This window comes from Enterobacter sp. PL_is511, assembly GCF_055816065.1.
In genome coordinates this window covers 115158-132110 of sequence record NZ_JBVPGP010000019.1, presented here as the reverse complement: position 1 = coordinate 132110, position 16953 = coordinate 115158, and the positions used below count along the sequence as shown (strand labels likewise).

The following is a 16953-nucleotide window of genomic DNA, read 5'->3' as shown; positions in this document are numbered from 1 at the left end:
AGGTTAACGCTATGAACTATCACCAGTACTACCCCGTCGACATCGTCAACGGCCCCGGCACCCGCTGCACCCTGTTCGTCTCTGGCTGCGTCCACGAATGCCCCGGCTGCTACAACAAAAGCACCTGGCGCCTGAATTCCGGCAAGCCGTTCACCGCAGAGATGGAAGATAAAATCATCAGCGACCTGAACGACACGCGCATTCACCGCCAGGGAATTTCGCTCTCCGGCGGCGATCCGCTGCATCCGCAAAACGTGCCGGATATTTTGAAGCTGGTGAAGCGCATTCGCCGCGAGTGCTCGGGAAAAGATATCTGGGTCTGGACAGGCTACAGGCTGGATGAGCTGAACGCGCAGCAAATGGAAGTCGTGGATCTGATTAACGTGCTGGTCGACGGCAAGTTCATGCAGGATTTAAAAGACCCGGCGCTTATCTGGCGCGGCAGCAGCAACCAGGTTGTGCATCATTTGCGTTGATCAAAGGCGGATGTTATCCATCCGCCCTTATCTCAAAAACGACTCAAACTCTCCATCGCCACCGCCTTAAACCCGGCAAAATCCTCGCAGCTACAGAGACGTGACATCGCCCGCTCGCGCAGGAAGGTGACGAAGATATCGTAAATCGCCATCGCCTCTTCGTATTCGCTTTTGCTGATGGCAAGCAGGAAGATGACGTGCGCGGTTTCGTCGCCCCACTGCACGCCGTGCGGAGCCAGCACGGTGTAGACCACCGTTTTCTGCGCCAGCAGGCCGAGGGAGTGCGGCAGCGCGATGCCGTCGCCGAGCATGGTGCTGACGATAGCTTCACGCTCAACAACCGAATCCAGAAACTCCGCGCCAACAAAGCCCTCGGCCTCAAGCTGTTCACACAGCTCGCGGAACAGCGTCTGCTGATCGATCGGCTTGTCGATAATGCGGAAGTGGGCCGCGTCGAAGTATTTATCCAGCATCCACGGGCGGGTGCGGTCCACCAGCACCAGTTTGCCAATCTGTTCTAACTGATAGTCGGTCGGGAACGGGGCGATCATCACCACCGGTTTTGACTTTTCGCTGACGCGGGCGGTGGCGATCACAAAGTCTTCGCCAATCGTTTCCGCCAGCTCGTACTCGCGCAGGGTGAGCGTGCGCGTCACCTCAATCTGCGGGTATTTACGCTGCAGCACCGCCTCAATCATGCGCACCATCGCGTTACCGGCGTCGCATACCAGCAGCACGCGCGGCTGACGCTGGTAGCCAATGTTGTAGTGACGCTCCAGCCCGACGCCAATATGCAGCACCAGGAAACCAATCTCGTTTTCGCTGATCACATACGGCGTGTATTTGCCCCAGCTCGACACCGCCGCGAGGGTCATGTCCCACGCCATCGGGTAGTGCTGCTTGATGTTATCCAGCAGCGGATTGGGGATCATGATTTGATACCGCACGCGGGTAATCATGGTTTTAATATGCGTCAGCAGATCCGCGTGCAGCTGCGCGTCGCTAAGCAGGTTGTAGTTATAGTGAGTGTTGATGTAGCGCAGGATGTAGTTGACCAGCGCTTCATCGTCATCGGCATTAATCGCGCTGGGCGCGATCTCCTGGATCTGCCGCGCCGCAATGTGCACGCACAGCCAGCTCTCCTCCGACGGCGAAAGCGTTTTGCCCGCCAGCTGCTGGATGGTCACCGCGATATCCTTCGCCGCCTCGCGCACGTTCTCTTCCACGTCTTCGGCATGGAATTCCGGCAGCGGGTAACCTTCGCTGATGCGACGTACCGACACCGCGCAGTACAGGCGCAGGAACAGCTCGCCTTCATCGGTCAGGCGAATGTGGTGACGCGTCAGGGCGTCGTGCAGCACCGGCACCATCTGCTCCGCCACGCCCGCATTGAGCGCCACGTCGGTCACCAGCGGGTTCAGGCTGTCCTGCTGTGCCAGTTCCCAGAGCAGATCGGTCAGGCAGGCGCGGGTCGACATCTCGCTGCCAAACAGCTTCATGCCGTGGCGCGGACGGGTTTCCAGCGTCAGGTTGTAACGATGAAACCACTCGCGCACCTCCGCCATGTCGCTTTGCAGCGTGGCGCGGCTGACGAACCACTCGTCCGCCAGATCCTCCAGCTTAAGAGAAAACGCCGAGGTGAGAAAACGCACCACCAGATAATGCACGCGCTCCGGCCCGGTCCGCGGGATACGCAGCGCGCGCGGGTGGGATGCCTGAAGCTGCTGATAGCGCCCGGCATCCTCAATTTTGAGCTGGTAGCCGTTGCCACGGCTCAGGATGAACTGCGCGCCGTGGCTGGCCAGCAGCGCGTTCAGGGCGGTGATGTCCGCACGGACGGTTCGCGTGGAGACCGACAGCCGCTGCGCCAGCTCGTCCTGCGGCAGCGTCTCGTTTTGCAACAGATCGAAAAGTTGCGCTAAACGTTGGTTCGGAAATCGCACGGGTTTGTCCTCTTACGGCTTAAGGTGAAATGACCATCTGGGATGGGCTGCCGACCGGGGTATAGTCTGGCTCAAAGCTTAGCTTGCCGTCCTGACCGACGCGGAAACGGGTAATGTTGTCGCTCCGCTGGTTCATGACGTACAGCCAGCGCCCCTGTTTATCGAGCGTCAGGGTGCGGGGATAATCACCACGCGTCCACACATCGTCCTGATGCGTCAGCGTACCCTCCGCTGTTACGGTAAAGTGCCCGATGCTGTTATGCAAACGGTTAGCCACATACAGCTGTTTGCCATCAGCGCTTAATGCCAGCCCGGCAGCAAAGCTGGTGCCTTTGTAGCCTTCCGGCAGGGCTGAAAGCGTTTTGCCCTCTTTCAAGGTGCCGTTGGCGCTCACGGTATAATGGGTGAGCGTAGACGCCTCTTCGTTAATCAGCCACAGGGCATCGCCTTTTGGCGTAAAGACAAAGTGGCGCGGCCCGGCGCCTTTCGAGGAGGCGCTGATAAACGGTGGATCGTTCGGCGTCAGCTTCCCGGTTCGATCGTCAAAACGGTACTGGTAGAGGCGATCCAGCCCCAGATCGGTGGAAAATACGTATTTTCCGCTTGGATCGGCGGCGATCATATGCGCGTGGGGGCCATTATGATCGCTGATGGCAAAGCTGCCCTCCGCAGCGGCTTCGGGCTTCGCCGCGCCCGGTTCGCCCTTGTCCTGATGTGTGTCCGTGGCTTCACCCAGGCTGCCGTCTGCCTTGATCGGCAAAACGGCAATCGACCCGCTGACGTAGTTGGCCACCAGCAGATGGCGACCGTTCGGGGTCAGCGACAGGTAAACCGGCCCCGCGCCGCCGGAGGCCACCTGATTGAGCTCGCTCAGCTCACCGTTATCGCCGACGCGCAGCGCCTGCACCACGCCCTGCTCCACTTCGCTTGCCAGATACAGCGTTTTGCCGTCCTGTGAAAGGGTCAACTGCGCCGCATTCGGCAGTTTGCTCACCAGCGTTTTATTCGCCAGCGCGCCGGTTTGCGGGTCAACGGTAAAGCGGTACAGCCCTTCGCCGTTGGGGTTGTAGGTGCCCACCCAGGCGTATTGCGTCTGGGCGATCGCGGCAGTGGTCAGTAAAGAAAGTGAAGCGACAAGCAGGGTACGGGTGTGCATGGTGGCTCCTGTATATGTGTGAGTTCTACTTCACCAGCTTCTTCGTCATCGCCAGCAGGGTACGCACATCTTCCGGACGCGTATCGCCGCTGGCTTTGTCGATAATTGAGCTGTAGATATGCGGGATGATTTTGCTCACGCCCGCGTCGAGGGCGATCTGCAGGATCTCCTCATAGTTTTCCAGATCGATACCTCCGGTTGGCTCCAGCCAGAAGTCGTGACGGGCGCAGGCTTCCGCCACCGCCTTGTACTCGTCACGGCACTTGAGGCCACCCATCGGGAAGTATTTGATGGAGCTGCCGCCGAAATCTTTCAGCAGGGCAATCGCGGTTTCAACCGGCACGATGCCGTCCGGCGCCGCGCTGCTCAGCGGTCCGGTGGAGATTTTGACCATGCCGACGGTGCCAGTCGGAGAGACCAGACCGTTAACCACGGATTCATTCTGCCCCAGCAGCGCGCGGCTGGTAGCCACGCCGGTAAAGACCTGGTTAACATGCTGCGGCTGCACCTGGCGGGAGATTTCACTCACCATTGCCGACTGGTTCGGGTCGCCCGCGCCCAGGCCAACGGAGAGCGCGTTATCAATCAGGGCGGCGTATTCGCGCATATCGGCGACGGCACTCGCCACGTCCGGGTAATTTTTGGAGAGCACGCCCACCAGCACGTGACCTTCCGCCGCCTCGTAAATGGCGCTGGCGTTGGCTTTGGAGCCTGCCAGCACGTTCAGACAGACGCGGTCACGGTAAAAGTTGGGGGTCAGTTTCATGCTTTTTTCTCCTGTCCTAATACTTCGCTAATGCGGCGGTACACGATGTTCAGCTGCTCAGCATTCACGCTGCGCACGTCCGCCTCGATAATCCCTTCGTTGGCCTTGTAGCCACGGAAGTAAATGGCGTATTCGCCCTGCTTGAGCTTCGCCACCAGGTCACCCGTGCCGACGCCCGTTGCGGCTTCGTCGAACTTAATCTCGGTGCGGGCGATATCGCGACCGGCGCTGTCCCAGACCACGCGCGCGGTGACGCCGTTCAGGGTGTTGAGCGCGTCGATAAACGGCGTCATCTTCGCCACCATCTCGGCACCGCTCTCTTTGGTCGCCGTCAGGTAATGTTCGATGGCGCAGGTCAGGCCAAGAATGCCCTCTTTACCCACCTTCATGGCGCGGCCAATGCCCGCCGTCTGGCGTTTTACCCACTCAACGTACTGGGTTTTGCCGATCACCAGCCCGCTGGTTGGCCCTTCAATCGCCTTCGCGCCGCTGTAGATCACCAGATCGGCGCCGGAGCGGTAGTACACGTGCAGATCTTCTTCCGCCGCGGCATCGACGATCAGCGGGAGATCGTGCTTACGCGCGACCACCGCCGCCTGCTCGACGCTGAGCATGCTTTTCTGCACGCAGTGGTGCGATTTGATATAGAGGATCGCCGCCGTGCGCGGGGTGATCGCCGCCGCCAGCTGATCGGCAGAGCATTCGTTGGCGTAGCCCGCCTCCACCAGCTTACCGCCGCCCAGCGCCACCATGGTGCCCACCGGCGCGCCAAAGTTCACGTTGTGGCCTTTCGGCAGGACGATTTCGTTGTTCTCAATCGGGGTCACGTGCAGGTTTTCCAGCAGCCAGTCGCTGTCTTTGACCAACACTGCCGCCACGGACTGGGCAATGCCCGCCGACGCGCAGGAGACGACCGTCGCCCCTTCCACGTCCAGCAGTTTCGCGATGTATTCCCCGGTTTTGTTGACCAGATCCTTCATCTCGAAATAGTGATTCATACCGTCCATCGCCGCCTGTACCACTTCCGGGCGCGGCGTGGAGACGCCCAGCGCCGTCATGCGGCCAGAGGTGTTGATTACCTGCTTTAAGCGGTACTTCTCATAAATCGAAGGCATTTTCCGTGCTCCCTTGTTCGGTCATGTAGCCCTTGCCCGCGCGGATCGCAGCAAGCGGCACCAGAATGTGTTCAGCCTGCAGGCTGTCGTTTTCGGCATCCGTCAGCACCGTCGGCTGGCGCTTAAGCGTAAACAGCGTCAGGTCGGCGTCGAGACCCGGCTGAATGCGGCCTTTGCGCGCCAGGCGCAGGCCGTCGGCGGCGTTCGCGGTCACGCAGTCAATCACCTGCGGCAGCGACATGCCGATGGCGAGGAATTTCGACATCACGCTCGCCAGCGAGCCCACCGGGCCGTTGATGCGGTTGCGGCAGTAGATATCCGAGCTGATGGTGTGCGGCAGGATGCCCATCGCGATGGCGCGTTTCGCCACCTCAAAGCTGAAGCTCGCCGTACCGTGGCCGACGTCCAGACGCACGCCGCGCTTCAGGGCGGAGGTGATGGAGGCGCGCAGCTCGCCGGAGGGCGTCAGAATGCGGTTGGGCTTGCCGTTGTAGCAGTGGGTAATGATGTCGCCGGAACTCAGCAGTTCGGCAATTTCGTCGAGGTTCGGCGGGTTGTTGCCGATGTGCACCATCAGCGGCAGGTCACCGTTCTCTTTCTGAATGGCTTTGGCGCGCTCCAGCGGCGTAATGCCGTTTTCACCGACCACGCTGCTGCTCATGCGCGCCTTCAGGCCGACGATAAAATCAGGGTGGCGCTTCACCGCCTGCTTCACCGCGTCGGCATCAACATTGGCCATATTGGCCAGCTCGTTCTGGGCAATCAGCCCCACGCGGGAGATGTTCAGCAGGGCAAAAACCTCGGTGGAGGCCTTGCGGGTGATCTCATAGAAATCGTCCACGTCGTCGGCGCCGGTGCTGCCCGCGTCCACTACGGTGGTGACGCCGGTGGCAACGCCCACGCTGTCGGGTTCGTCGTGGTAAATTGGGGAGTTCGGGTAGCAGTGAACGTGAGAGTCAATCCAGCCTGCGCTGACGAACACGTCGCCGTTCAGTTCAACCGTTTTATGCGCGGGGGCGTCAATGTCGCCCAGCGCCGCGATCTTCCCGTCCTGAATGGCGATATCGGTCAGGGTATCGTCGGCAAAGCGCGCACGGCGCAGGAGTAAATCAAACATGAGGATCTCCTGATAAGGCGGGCGCCGGAGCGCCCGCGGGTATTAAAGGGCGACCGGGAACAGCCAGCCCAACAGCATTGCACCCAGAATGGCGCCACCGGTGATCGGCTTCTGCCAGATGTAGAACACCAGCGCCCCCAGCAGGGAACCGACGCCGATAGGAATGGAGGCGGTCATGGCGCTGAGGATAATCAACGGCCCGAGGAAGCGGCCGGAGGCGTTGCCCGCGCCCATCATCACGTCTGCACCGTAGGTGGAGTTGCTCTGGTTGATGGTGAACTTACGCGCCAGGATGATGACGTAGCCAATTGCCAGACCAATCACCAGGCCGGTGATCAGCGAAGCAATGAAGTTGGTCACCGGGAACATGATCCCCGCGCCCAGCAGCAGCGCCGGTACGCCGAGACCTACGCCGGTCTGGATGGCGCCGCCGATATCCAGAATACCGACCAGCGACCCTTCGATAATACGGGCGAACAGGAAGCTCGCGCCGAACGCCGCCACCGCGCCGTAAACGCCGGTATCGATGCCTGCCTTCAGCATCGCCACGAAGGCCACTTCGTTAAACGCGCCGATGCCGTAGAGGTAGTACATGTGCGTCCCGGCGAAGACGCCGGAGGAGAGCAGGCCAACGAAGATCGGGAACGACCAGTCGGCATACCAAAAACCTTTATTCTGTTCCATTTAGAGGCTCCTGTTATTTACCGCTGAGCGAGTTGTGGATCATGTCGAGCCAGTTCGGCACGGTCAGATGGAAGGATTCGATCATCTTCATGTCGAAGCCGCGGAAGAAGCCGCTCAGCACGAAGAGCAGGACGATAGCCGCCATCATCACTTTGGTGACGTGGTTCCAGCCGCTCTCTTCCACGCCTTTACCGATCAGGATCCCCAGCACCAGGCCCGGTACGGCGTTGCCCATGATCAGCTGCGCCGCGCCGCCGAAGATGGTGGCCCAGAAGCCCGATTTTTTACCCGCGTCGATGGCCGCCAGCCAGAAGATCACCGGCATCACGGTGTTCACCAGCAGGTTCGCCGCCGGCACCAGCACCTTGACGGCGGTGACCTGAAGCGCAGCCGGTACGGAGGAGGCGGTAAGGTTAAGGAAGGTCACGACAATCATGCCGATCAGGCCGCAGGCAATCGCCATTTTGCGCGGATCGTGCAGCGTTTCGCCGACGTTACGGTTTTTGATCATCAGTGCAGCAGCACCCCAGTTCGGGATGATGCGGTGGTCAACGTCCTGTGTGAAAGCCCCTGCGGCCACGGAAGAGGCCCAGGCGTTAAAGAAGAAACCTAACCCAAAGGAGAAGTGGGACGCCGGATCCCCTTCACAGGAGTTCAGTTCCCCCAACGTACGAAACGCGCCCATACCCTGTGTGGTAGGCGCATGAAACATGCGTGCAGCCCCGGCTCCGACACCGACGCCAACCAGGCCGCCAATGATGAGCGATTTTATTAATATAATTAAGAACATCAGTCTGCCCTTTTATGAATAATCAGCGTTGCGTGACGAAATCCACCTGGTCGAGATTGATGGCTGTCACGTTGACGGTCACATCCAGCTCCACGCTGTAGGTGCGTCTTTCCCGGCGCAGAAAGAAGAACAGAAACGCTTCTTTACGCACCGCTTCTTGCGCCTGAACGACCTGCACATCCTGTGGCTCAATACGCAGTAAGATATGCGGTGAAGCTTTCATCACCGCGGCCTGAACGTGGTTGAGCGCGTCGGCAAAGGCGCGCGCTTTGGCGTCGCCTTTTCCCTTCACTCTCACCGTGGTTGTGAACTGTTCTTTCATGCTTATGCGCCGTATTTTTTCTGCCACGCCTGCACCAGACGCTCGCCCAGCTCTTCTTTATCCATAAAGCCGAAGCCCAGCACGTTGCAGCCTTCGTTGATGGCGGTCACGCCCTCTTCCACGGAACGCATGCCGTATTTGGCTTTGTAGCCATATTTGGTTTGGGCAGTGATGGCTCCCGCGCCGCCGCTGCCGCAGAAGGAGATGCCGAAGGTGGCGTTTTCCGCTTTCATCATGTCGCCGAGCTTCATGTCCGCCGCCATGCCCGGCACAACCACCGCGCGTCCACCTGCTTTTTCCACACCGGCAGCCACTTTCTGACCTTTACCCAGGCGATCGCCAATCACGACTGTAATCTGTTCCATGTGTTGCTCCTTAAAGGTTGTCTTTCGCGACTTCAAAGTGAACGGAGAGCAGCCAGGCTTCTTCATCAGGAAGATTGCCAAACTGCGCGACCACTTCACGGGCGAGCCGCATTGAATCCGGTGAAATTTCGTCAAACAGCTCTGCTTCAACCTCCGGCAGCGGCTCGCCGGTCACGGACCGGTGCGCCATGGCGCGCACGTGGGAGGTGAGCATCTGCTCCTGTACCGCATTGGGGATGATGTTGTTTCGGGCCAGCAGGGCATAAACCTGCTGCAGCATGGTGTTCGCGAGCTGTTCTGTTTGCTCCGCATGTTCCCCAACGTCGTTCATTACCGCTCCGTTAATCACTGGTCTTACCCCGTTAATGGCTCTGGAATAAAACTAACGTTGGGGGGGAATTGTTTGTAGCGAGTTGTTTTCCACTTCGAAGTGGAAAGGCGAGCCGCGACAGTGATCTGTGCCACATAAATGCGGTGAATCTGGATAAACCGCTGCATTTACGTGATGAATATCACGCTATTGCGCGGCCAAAACGGGGCAAGCAAAGCGGAAAAGATTACGAGCGGGCTCGTAGAAATGTGACGTGGATAAGGTTTTCTTATGGGGATCCGCTAGAGTGGCAACGGGTGCTTGAGACTGACCGTCTCAGGCATGGGACGGAAAGTGGAAAGCCCCGCCTGATAGAAAATCAGGGCGGGGGCTCGAAACGACACGTCGGACCGTGGAGTTCGCTACCTCGCCCGCTTTAAAGCAAGGAGGCATCCATGAAACGCCAAAACCCAGGCATTGGAGTTTTGATGATTATTGCTTTGACAATAATCATCTTAACGCTGGTGACGCGGAAAACACTGTGCGAGATCAGTTTTCGAAACGATTCTTTTGCAGTGACAGCGAGGATGGATTGTCGCTCCGGAAAGTCAGGAGCAAGGATGCGGGGGCGCGTCATGCGCCTCCGCATACGGGGAAGGACGTACAGCTCAGGCACCCAATTAACGATACTTTTGGTGGTACGTGTTGCGCGTGGTCACAAACTGCTCGGCCGCCGCCTGGGCTTCCTTCACTTTGCCTTCGTTAGCCAGCTTCAGCGCGCCGTCGATCTGGCCGACCAGCACGTCAAAGCCGTGGCGATAGTCTTTCATCTCTGCACTGTCTGCCGCTTTGCTTTCCAGCTTCGGCGGCGTCGCTTTCTGTGCATCCAGCGCCGCTTCACGCATTTTGGTCAGCGCGTCTTTCATTTCAGCCGCATTGTCGGTTTTCTGCACCACCTTCAGGTTTTGACCGAGGATGCCCATGTCGTCTTCAAGATCGGCAGCAAACGCAGAAGAGCCAAGAACCAGCGTTGAAGCCGCGACGATCGCTAACAGATGTTTACGCATTGCTCACTTCCTTTTTTATTATTAAAACGCCTTTACGGATATTACTGGCCGGCGATTTTCATTTCCGGCAGAAGTACAGAACCACACTGTATATTGCTACGTGTTTCAATATCGTTACCGACCGTAACGATATTGCGCCACATGTCCTTCAGGTTGCCGGCGATAGTGATTTCGCTTACCGGATACTGGATTTCGCCGTTTTCCACCCAGAAGCCCGCCGCGCCGCGAGAGTAGTCGCCGGTGATGCCGCTTACGCCCTGGCCCATCAGTTCCGTGACGACCAGGCCGGTGCCCATCTCTTTCAGCATCTGCTCAAAGTTCAGGCCCTGCCCGGCAATGCGCCAGTTGTGGATGCCGCCAGCGTGTCCGGTGCTTTTCAGCCCCAGCTTGCGCGCGGAGTAATTGGTCAGCAGCCACTGGGTCAGCACGCCGTCTTTGACGATGTCACGACGCTCGGTACGCACGCCTTCGCTGTCGAACGGCGTGGAGGCCAGCCCTTTCAGCAGATGCGGATGCTCTTCGATGGTCAACCATTCCGGCAGGATCTGCTTGCCCAGCGAATCGAGCAGGAAGGTCGATTTACGGTAAACCGAGCCGCCCGCGATAGCGCCCACCAGATGACCAAACAGACCGGTCGCCACTTCGTTGGCAAAAATAACCGGGGCCTTCATGGTGGAGAGTTTACGCGGCGACAGGCGAGACAGCGTGCGTTCGGCACACTCTTTTCCCACCCACTCAGGAGACTGCAAGTCCCCCAGCGCGCGGCCAATGGTGTAGGCGTAGTCACGCTCCATGTCACCGTTCTCTTCGGCGATGACGCAGCTGGAGAGCGAATGACGGGTGGAGCAGTAGCCCTGCAGCATGCCGTGGCTGTTGCCGAAGACTTTGATGCCGTAGTGGCTGTTGAAGCTGCCGCCTTCGGTATTGGTGATGCGTTTATCCGCCTGCAGGGAAGCCTGCTCGGCGCGCGCGGCCAGTTCGATCGCTTCGTCCGGGGTCACTTCCGCCGGGTGGAAAAGATCGAGATCCGGCGCATCAAACGCCAGCAGCTCTTTATCCGCCACGCCTGCGTAAGGATCCGGGGAGGTATAACGGGCGATATCCAGCGCCGCCTGCACCGTACGGGCAATGGCATCCGGACTGAGATCGGTGGATGACGCGCTGCCTTTGCGATTCTGGTGATACACCGTGATCCCCAGCGCGCCGTCGCTGTTGAATTCGACATTCTCCACTTCGCCATAGCGGGTACTCACGCTGATGCCGGTGGTTTTGCTGACCGCCACTTCGGCGCCATCTGATTTTTCTGAAGCAAGCATCAGCGCGGTGGAGACGGCTTCTTCAAGAATCTTACGCTGCGCTTCAACTTGTGAGGTTACTTTCATCGCAAATGCCATACTGTAAGAGAGAGTTATCTGAAGTCTAACAGAGAACCGTTTTTCAGTGCGCGTCTTAACTGGTAACATTAGCCTCTTTTTTTAAGGAGCCTGACATGACTAAGCAGCCCGAAGACTGGCTCGACGACGTTCCCGGTGATGACATCGAAGACGAAGATGATGAGATCATCTGGGTCAGTAAAAGTGAAATTAAACGTGACGCCGAAGAGTTAAAACAGCTTGGCGCGGAAATGGTAGAACTGGGTAAAAACGCGCTGGACAAGATCCCGCTCGACCAGGATCTGCGTGATGCCATTGAACTGGCACAGAAAATCAAAAAAGAAGGCCGTCGTCGCCAGCTTCAGCTTATCGGGAAAATGCTGCGTCAGCGCGACGTCGATCCGATCCGCCAGGCGCTGGACAAGCTGAAAAACCGCCACAACCAGCAGGTTGCGCTGTTCCACAAGCTGGAGCAGATCCGCGATCGCCTGATTGAACAGGGTGATGATGCCGTACCGGAAGTGCTGAACCTGTGGCCGGATGCCGACCGCCAGCAGCTGCGTTCCTTGATCCGCAACGCGAAGAAAGAGAAAGAAGGGAATAAGCCGCCGAAATCTGCGCGCCTGATTTTCCAGTATCTGCGCGAGCTGTCTGAGAACGAAGAGTAATCCCCCTCACCACGCCCTCTCCCTAGAGGGGCGAGGGAGAAAAGAACGTAGGCCCGGTAAGCGCAAGCGCCACCGGGCTTTTTTTTACGCGTCGGCGGCCGCTTCCGCTTTCTTCGTAAGACCGTCCAGCAGCTTCTGATGGATCCCACCAAAACCGCCGTTGCTCATCACCAGAATGTGGTCGCCAGGCTGAGCGGCTTTCACCACCATATCCGCGAGCGCATCCACATCTGCGCTCCAGTGCGCAGGCTGAATGCAGGCATCGGCCACTTCCGCCACCTGCCACGGAATATGCTGCGGCTGCAGCAGGAAGACTTCATCGGCACGTCCTAATGACGGCGCGAGATCGTCTTTACAGATGCCCATCTTCATGGTGTTCGAGCGCGGTTCCAGCACCGCCAGAATGCGCGCGGTACCGCCGACCTTGCCACGCAGGGCAGCAAGCGTGGCCAGAATGGCCGTTGGGTGGTGCGCGAAATCGTCATACACGGTAACGCCGTGGGCTTCACCGCGCAGCTCCAGACGGCGGCGGGCATTGATAAACGAGCCCAGCGCATTGGCTGCATCCGCAGGCAGCACGCCCACGTGACGCGCCGCAGCAATCGCCATCAGGCCGTTGTGCATGTTGTGTTCGCCCACCAGGCCCCACTTCACCTCACCCACTTTTTCACCGTCGAGCAGCACTTCCCACTCGGAGGCATCGGCGTTGAGTTTCTTCGCCTGCCAGTGGCCCTGCTCGCCCACCAGCTCCTGCTCGCTCCAGCAGCCCATCGCCATCGTCTGTTTCAGGTTGATGTCGTTCTCCGGCAGGATGATGCGGCCCTGGCCCGGAACAATACGCACCAGGTGGTGGAACTGTTTCTGGATCGCTTTCAGGTCGTCAAAGATATCCGCGTGGTCGAACTCAAGGTTGTTGAGGATCAGCGTGCGCGGGCAGTAATGCACGAACTTAGAACGCTTGTCGAAGAACGCGCAGTCATACTCGTCGGCTTCGATAACAAAGAACGGGCTGTCGCCCAGACGCGCAGAGACGTCGAAATTACCCGGTACGCCGCCGATCACGAAGCCCGGCTTGTAGCCGCAGGCTTCGAGGATCCAGGTCGCCATTCCGGCGGTGGTGGTTTTGCCGTGGGTACCGGCAACGGCAACCACCCAGCGGTCGCGCAGGACGAAGTCATGCAGCCACTGCGGGCCGGACATGAACGGAATATTGCGTTCCAGTACCGCCTCGACGCACGGATTGCCGCGGGTCATGGCGTTGCCAATGATCACCAGGTCCGGCTCGGGATCCAGCTGGCTGGCATCGTAGCCCTGAATTAAAGCGATGCCCTGTTTCTCCAGAAGTGTGCTCATCGGCGGATACACATTGGCGTCCGAACCTGTCACTTCATGGCCCAGCGAGCGCGCCAGCATTGCCAGTCCGCCCATGAAAGTGCCACAAATCCCCAATATATGAATGCGCATACGTCACTATCCTTCTTCAATGTGGCGCACATTTTACTCACATGTTAGCGGGTGTGAAACGCATTTCAGGTAAATCCGTATGTTGCTGGCGCGATTCACCTCTGCGCTAATATTTGAATGTTTGTTAAGATTGTTGGGCTTTAGTCGTTTTAGTGAACATACAATCGCTCTACTCACAAAGATGCAGGGAAAGTGTTATGAAAACGTTAGGTGAATTTATTGTCGAAAAGCAGCACGAGTTCTCTCATGCTACCGGTGAACTCACTGCTTTGCTGTCGGCAATAAAGCTGGGCGCTAAGATCATCCACCGTGATATCAACAAGGCCGGTCTGGTCGATATCCTGGGTGCCAGCGGTGCCGAGAACGTTCAGGGCGAGGTTCAACAGAAGCTCGATCTGTTCGCAAATGAAAAATTGAAAGCTGCACTGCGCGCGCGCGACATCGTTGCGGGTATCGCCTCTGAAGAAGAAGATGAAATTGTTGTTTTCGAAGGGTGTGAACACGCTAAATACGTTGTTCTGATGGATCCGCTCGACGGCTCCTCAAACATCGACGTTAACGTTTCTGTCGGTACCATTTTCTCCATCTACCGCCGCGTCACGCCTGTTGGCACGCCGGTGACCGAAGAAGATTTCCTGCAGCCGGGCATTAATCAGGTTGCTGCCGGTTACGTCGTTTATGGATCCTCCACCATGCTGGTGTATACCACCGGGTGCGGGGTTCACGCCTTTACGTACGATCCATCACTGGGCGTTTTCTGTCTGAGCCAGGAACGCATGCGCTTCCCGCAGAAGGGCAATACCTACTCCATCAACGAAGGCAACTACATCCGATTCCCGAACGGCGTGAAGAAGTACATTAAATTCTGCCAGGAAGAAGATAAAGCGACCCAGCGCCCGTACACGTCCCGTTATATTGGCTCTCTGGTCGCGGATTTCCACCGTAACCTGCTGAAAGGCGGTATCTACCTCTACCCAAGCACCGCCAGCCACCCGGACGGGAAACTGCGTCTGCTGTACGAATGCAACCCGATGGCGTTCCTTGCTGAACAGGCGGGCGGCAAGGCGAGCGACGGTAAAGAGCGTATTCTGGACATCGTGCCGGAAAGCCTTCACCAGCGCCGTTCATTCTTCGTCGGCAACAACCACATGGTTGAAGACGTTGAACGTTTTATCCGTGAGTACCCGGACGCGTAATCCCTCTCTTCAGGGGAGCCTGTCCGGCTCCCCTTGTCATTTATATATTTTACCGTATAAGTGTTTATAAAAAACATGCTTTAATATTCACCACTGCTCCTGCATTATTTCCATAACAGTTTGACAGATATTTCGTGGAGCAGAATTGCAATGAAAAATTATTCCCGTGCTAATACCGGTATTGATTTAAATCTTATCCCTGTATTTATTGAAATCGTCCGCTGCGGCAGCATGGCAAAGGCCTCTTTGCGTCTGGAGATGTCCCGTCCCGCGGTGAGTCTGGCATTAAAGCGCTTTAATCAACTCTTTGATGAGCCGTTATTTTTCCGTAAAGGTTTATACCTTGAACCGACTGAAAAAGCGTTAGCCTTAACCAGCTCGCTGGAAATATTAATGGGCGAAATTCACGATAATATCGGGGCGCTTAATTCCGGAAGGAATAAAACCCCGGCACAGAACGTACCGGGGCTGGGTAATATTATGCCGCGTTCTGAGTCGTCACTTTGAATGATGACATGGCTTCCATCAGCTGACGCGACTGCTCCTCAAGGGAGCGGGTCGCGGCGGAGGATTGCTGCACCAGCGCCGCATTCTGCTGCGCGGTTTCGTCCATCTGGTTCACCGCAATATTCACCTGCTCAATGCCCCGGCTCTGCTCCTGAGACGCGGTCGCAATCTCTCGCATCAGTTTGGTCATGCGCAGCACTTCGGTTGCGATCTCGTCCATCGTTTCGCCAGCCTGCTGGGCCAGCTCGCTCCCCTCGTTAACGTGGGTCTGCGAATCACTGATTAGCGTTCGGATCTCTTTCGCCGCGTCGGCGCTGCGGCTGGCAAGGTTTCGCACCTCGCCTGCGACGACGGCAAACCCGCGCCCCTGCTCGCCCGCGCGCGCCGCTTCCACGGAGGCGTTAAGCGCCAGGATATTGGTCTGGAAGGCAATGCCGTCGATCACGCTCAGGATGTCGGCGATGCGTGCCGAGCTGCCGGAAATATCGCGCATTTTTTCAATCACGTAGCAGACCATCTCGCTGCCGTGATCGGCCGTGTCGGACACCGATTTTGCCAGCTGGTGTGCCTGCTCGGCGTTATCGGCGTTGAGTTTCACCGTGGCGGTGATCTGTTCCATACTGGCCGCCGTCTGCTCCAGCGACGTGGCGGTGGATTCCGTACGCTCGGCAAGATCGCGGTTTCCCAGCGTCAGCTCGCGGCTACCGGTGTCAATTTGCGCGCTGGCATCACGTACCCGCAGAACCGAGTTCATCAGCGACTGGCGCATCTCCTCTATCACCGCGTTGAGGCGGTTAAACTCCTGGCTCGCGGGGGCATTCAGCGTATGGGTTAAATCCCCCGCTGCCACGTTCTCCAGTTGAGCAATGGAGGCCGAGAGCGGCTTGAGCAGCATATGGCGCAGCACCAGCCAGGCGAGCACGATAATGCCCGCCGTCAGCAGCGCTGCGACGATAATCAGGATCAGGACGCGGGTTTTACTCGACTGCACGGCGCTCACTTCCGCCTGACCCCGCGCTTCGCTCCATTTCTGAAACGCCTGCATATCGTTATCAAACTGCTTCGCCACCGGAATCAACGTCTTCTCGAGCAGATCGTAATACCCGTCCGCGCTCTGGTCATTCAGCGTTTTCAGCATCGGGTTGATCCCCTGCTGGCTATACGTCGCCAGGCTGGCCGCCACTTTATCGAGCAACTGTTGTCCCTGCTCGTCAGCCACGCCGCCGTCGATTACCCCTTTCAGCGTTTTCTGGGCCAGGGCAACTTCCTGATTGATGTTTTTTACCGCGTTGGCCGCATCGTCCAGCATGCCGATTTCCATCATGCGGACGGCCTGACCCGCTTCATTGCGCGCGCGCAGGAGCAGCGTATAGCCTGAATTAAGCTGCACCATCTGCTCACCCTGAAGGTGATTAATACGCTGCAGCGAAGAAGAACTCTGTGTGAGGGCATAAATGCCAATGCCGCTGACAATCAGCAGCAGAAGGGTCATAACGGCCAGTAAAGAGAGCAAGCCGGTACGAATCGATAGCGTTTTAAGCATGATATTATTTCCGGTAGCGAGATATTTCTGGGCATAAAAAAAGAGTATCGGCCGCTACCGGAAAATGTTTAGACTTTAAGCAAATTCAGCG

The 16953-nt window shown here is 57.9% G+C and carries 18 protein-coding genes and 1 pseudogene; 5 read left to right on the top strand and 14 right to left on the bottom strand.

Annotated elements, in window-relative coordinates; translation table 11 throughout:
- The first annotated feature begins 11 nt into the window (after positions 1-11).
- Positions 12-476 (top strand): anaerobic ribonucleoside-triphosphate reductase-activating protein, encoded by a 465-nt coding sequence (gene nrdG, locus AC0TN7_RS06955; protein WP_417927931.1) that lies wholly within the window; start codon positions 12-14, stop codon positions 474-476.
- Positions 477-508: 32 nt separating this feature from the next.
- Here nrdG and AC0TN7_RS06950 read toward each other — a convergent pair whose 3' ends face one another.
- From AC0TN7_RS06950 to AC0TN7_RS06905, 10 genes are read right to left on the bottom strand one after another with little or no spacing between them, the layout of a single operon-like run.
- On the bottom strand, positions 509-2419 hold the full coding sequence (locus tag AC0TN7_RS06950; protein ID WP_417927932.1) for a BglG family transcription antiterminator: 1911 nt from the start codon (positions 2417-2419) through the stop codon (positions 509-511).
- 19 nt (positions 2420-2438) lie between these two features.
- Positions 2439-3575 (bottom strand): lactonase family protein, encoded by a 1137-nt coding sequence (locus AC0TN7_RS06945; protein WP_248165848.1) that lies wholly within the window; start codon positions 3573-3575, stop codon positions 2439-2441.
- Positions 3576-3600: 25 nt separating this feature from the next.
- Positions 3601-4341: a 2-dehydro-3-deoxy-phosphogluconate aldolase gene (dagF, locus tag AC0TN7_RS06940; RefSeq protein ID WP_024907273.1), complete on the bottom strand. Its 741-nt coding sequence runs from the start codon at positions 4339-4341 to the stop codon at positions 3601-3603.
- On the bottom strand, positions 4338-5456 hold the full coding sequence (locus tag AC0TN7_RS06935; RefSeq protein ID WP_473701956.1) for a DgaE family pyridoxal phosphate-dependent ammonia lyase: 1119 nt from the start codon (positions 5454-5456) through the stop codon (positions 4338-4340). The genes dagF and AC0TN7_RS06935 overlap by 4 nt, the downstream gene beginning before the upstream one ends.
- Positions 5440-6573 carry an amidohydrolase/deacetylase family metallohydrolase gene (locus tag AC0TN7_RS06930; protein ID WP_417927933.1) on the bottom strand — a complete coding sequence of 378 codons (1134 nt, stop codon included), beginning with the start codon at positions 6571-6573 and terminating at the stop codon, positions 5440-5442. Before AC0TN7_RS06930 ends, AC0TN7_RS06935 begins: the two co-directional genes overlap by 17 nt.
- 42 nt (positions 6574-6615) lie before the next feature.
- A complete protein-coding gene (locus AC0TN7_RS06925) occupies positions 6616-7257 on the bottom strand; it encodes a DUF4310 family protein (protein WP_024907276.1) in 642 nt (213 codons plus the stop codon).
- A gap of 13 nt (positions 7258-7270) precedes the next feature.
- Entirely contained in the window at positions 7271-8047 is a 777-nt protein-coding gene (locus AC0TN7_RS06920; protein ID WP_024907277.1) for a DUF4311 domain-containing protein, read from the bottom strand.
- Between the two features lie 22 nt (positions 8048-8069).
- Entirely contained in the window at positions 8070-8369 is a 300-nt protein-coding gene (locus tag AC0TN7_RS06915) for a DUF4312 family protein (RefSeq protein ID WP_006810338.1), read from the bottom strand.
- 2 nt (positions 8370-8371) lie between these two features.
- On the bottom strand, positions 8372-8734 hold the full coding sequence (locus tag AC0TN7_RS06910) for an SFCGS family glycine-rich protein (protein WP_010427372.1): 363 nt from the start codon (positions 8732-8734) through the stop codon (positions 8372-8374).
- Between the two features lie 10 nt (positions 8735-8744).
- Positions 8745-9083 carry a glycine dehydrogenase gene (locus AC0TN7_RS06905; RefSeq protein WP_024907278.1) on the bottom strand — a complete coding sequence of 113 codons (339 nt, stop codon included), beginning with the start codon at positions 9081-9083 and terminating at the stop codon, positions 8745-8747.
- A 416-nt stretch (positions 9084-9499) separates the two neighbouring features.
- On the opposite strand from AC0TN7_RS06905, the pseudogene AC0TN7_RS06900 reads away from it, so the two are divergent.
- A pseudogene (locus AC0TN7_RS06900) lies at positions 9500-9586 on the top strand (Hok/Gef family protein); the annotation flags it as partial.
- Between the two features lie 138 nt (positions 9587-9724).
- On the opposite strand, the gene cybC reads toward AC0TN7_RS06900, so the two are convergent.
- Both cybC and pmbA read right to left on the bottom strand, forming a co-directional pair.
- Entirely contained in the window at positions 9725-10111 is a 387-nt protein-coding gene (cybC, locus tag AC0TN7_RS06895; protein WP_023334302.1) for a cytochrome b562, read from the bottom strand.
- Positions 10112-10152: 41 nt separating this feature from the next.
- Positions 10153-11505, bottom strand: a complete 1353-nt coding sequence (gene pmbA / locus AC0TN7_RS06890; protein WP_048992995.1) for a metalloprotease PmbA — start codon at positions 11503-11505, stop codon at positions 10153-10155.
- A 95-nt stretch (positions 11506-11600) separates the two neighbouring features.
- On the opposite strand from pmbA, the gene yjgA reads away from it, so the two are divergent.
- Positions 11601-12152 (top strand): ribosome biogenesis factor YjgA, encoded by a 552-nt coding sequence (yjgA, locus tag AC0TN7_RS06885; RefSeq protein ID WP_008501414.1) that lies wholly within the window; start codon positions 11601-11603, stop codon positions 12150-12152.
- Between the two features lie 84 nt (positions 12153-12236).
- Here yjgA and mpl read toward each other — a convergent pair whose 3' ends face one another.
- Positions 12237-13616, bottom strand: a complete 1380-nt coding sequence (gene mpl / locus AC0TN7_RS06880) for a UDP-N-acetylmuramate:L-alanyl-gamma-D-glutamyl-meso-diaminopimelate ligase (RefSeq protein WP_024907282.1) — start codon at positions 13614-13616, stop codon at positions 12237-12239.
- A gap of 197 nt (positions 13617-13813) precedes the next feature.
- Between mpl and fbp the strand changes: the two genes are divergently transcribed.
- Positions 13814-14812, top strand: a complete 999-nt coding sequence (gene fbp, locus AC0TN7_RS06875) for a class 1 fructose-bisphosphatase (RefSeq protein ID WP_024907283.1) — start codon at positions 13814-13816, stop codon at positions 14810-14812.
- 150 nt (positions 14813-14962) lie between these two features.
- On the top strand, positions 14963-15319 hold the full coding sequence (locus AC0TN7_RS06870; protein ID WP_024907284.1) for a helix-turn-helix domain-containing protein: 357 nt from the start codon (positions 14963-14965) through the stop codon (positions 15317-15319).
- Here AC0TN7_RS06870 and AC0TN7_RS06865 read toward each other — a convergent pair.
- A complete protein-coding gene (locus AC0TN7_RS06865; RefSeq protein ID WP_048989433.1) occupies positions 15291-16862 on the bottom strand; it encodes a methyl-accepting chemotaxis protein in 1572 nt (523 codons plus the stop codon). The two genes, AC0TN7_RS06870 and AC0TN7_RS06865, sit on opposite strands and share 29 nt — an antisense overlap.
- Positions 16863-16953 lie beyond the last annotated feature (91 nt).

Bases quoted from the DNA above. Each gene is read 5' to 3' on its own strand.
- nrdG (WP_417927931.1), top strand. From the start codon at position 12: ATGAACTATCACCAGTACTACCCCGTCGACATCGTCAACGGCCCCGGC.
- AC0TN7_RS06945 (WP_248165848.1), bottom strand. From the start codon at position 3,575: ATGCACACCCGTACCCTGCTTGTCGCTTCACTTTCTTTACTGACCACT.
- dagF (WP_024907273.1), bottom strand. From the start codon at position 4,341: ATGAAACTGACCCCCAACTTTTACCGTGACCGCGTCTGTCTGAACGTG.
- AC0TN7_RS06935 (WP_473701956.1), bottom strand. From the start codon at position 5,456: ATGCCTTCGATTTATGAGAAGTACCGCTTAAAGCAGGTAATCAACACC.
- AC0TN7_RS06930 (WP_417927933.1), bottom strand. From the start codon at position 6,573: ATGTTTGATTTACTCCTGCGCCGTGCGCGCTTTGCCGACGATACCCTG.
- AC0TN7_RS06925 (WP_024907276.1), bottom strand. From the start codon at position 7,257: ATGGAACAGAATAAAGGTTTTTGGTATGCCGACTGGTCGTTCCCGATC.
- AC0TN7_RS06920 (WP_024907277.1), bottom strand. From the start codon at position 8,047: ATGTTCTTAATTATATTAATAAAATCGCTCATCATTGGCGGCCTGGTT.
- AC0TN7_RS06915 (WP_006810338.1), bottom strand. From the start codon at position 8,369: ATGAAAGAACAGTTCACAACCACGGTGAGAGTGAAGGGAAAAGGCGAC.
- AC0TN7_RS06910 (WP_010427372.1), bottom strand. From the start codon at position 8,734: ATGGAACAGATTACAGTCGTGATTGGCGATCGCCTGGGTAAAGGTCAG.
- cybC (WP_023334302.1), bottom strand. From the start codon at position 10,111: ATGCGTAAACATCTGTTAGCGATCGTCGCGGCTTCAACGCTGGTTCTT.
- pmbA (WP_048992995.1), bottom strand. From the start codon at position 11,505: ATGGCATTTGCGATGAAAGTAACCTCACAAGTTGAAGCGCAGCGTAAG.
- yjgA (WP_008501414.1), top strand. From the start codon at position 11,601: ATGACTAAGCAGCCCGAAGACTGGCTCGACGACGTTCCCGGTGATGAC.
- mpl (WP_024907282.1), bottom strand. From the start codon at position 13,616: ATGCGCATTCATATATTGGGGATTTGTGGCACTTTCATGGGCGGACTG.
- fbp (WP_024907283.1), top strand. From the start codon at position 13,814: ATGAAAACGTTAGGTGAATTTATTGTCGAAAAGCAGCACGAGTTCTCT.
- AC0TN7_RS06870 (WP_024907284.1), top strand. From the start codon at position 14,963: ATGAAAAATTATTCCCGTGCTAATACCGGTATTGATTTAAATCTTATC.
- AC0TN7_RS06865 (WP_048989433.1), bottom strand. From the start codon at position 16,862: ATGCTTAAAACGCTATCGATTCGTACCGGCTTGCTCTCTTTACTGGCC.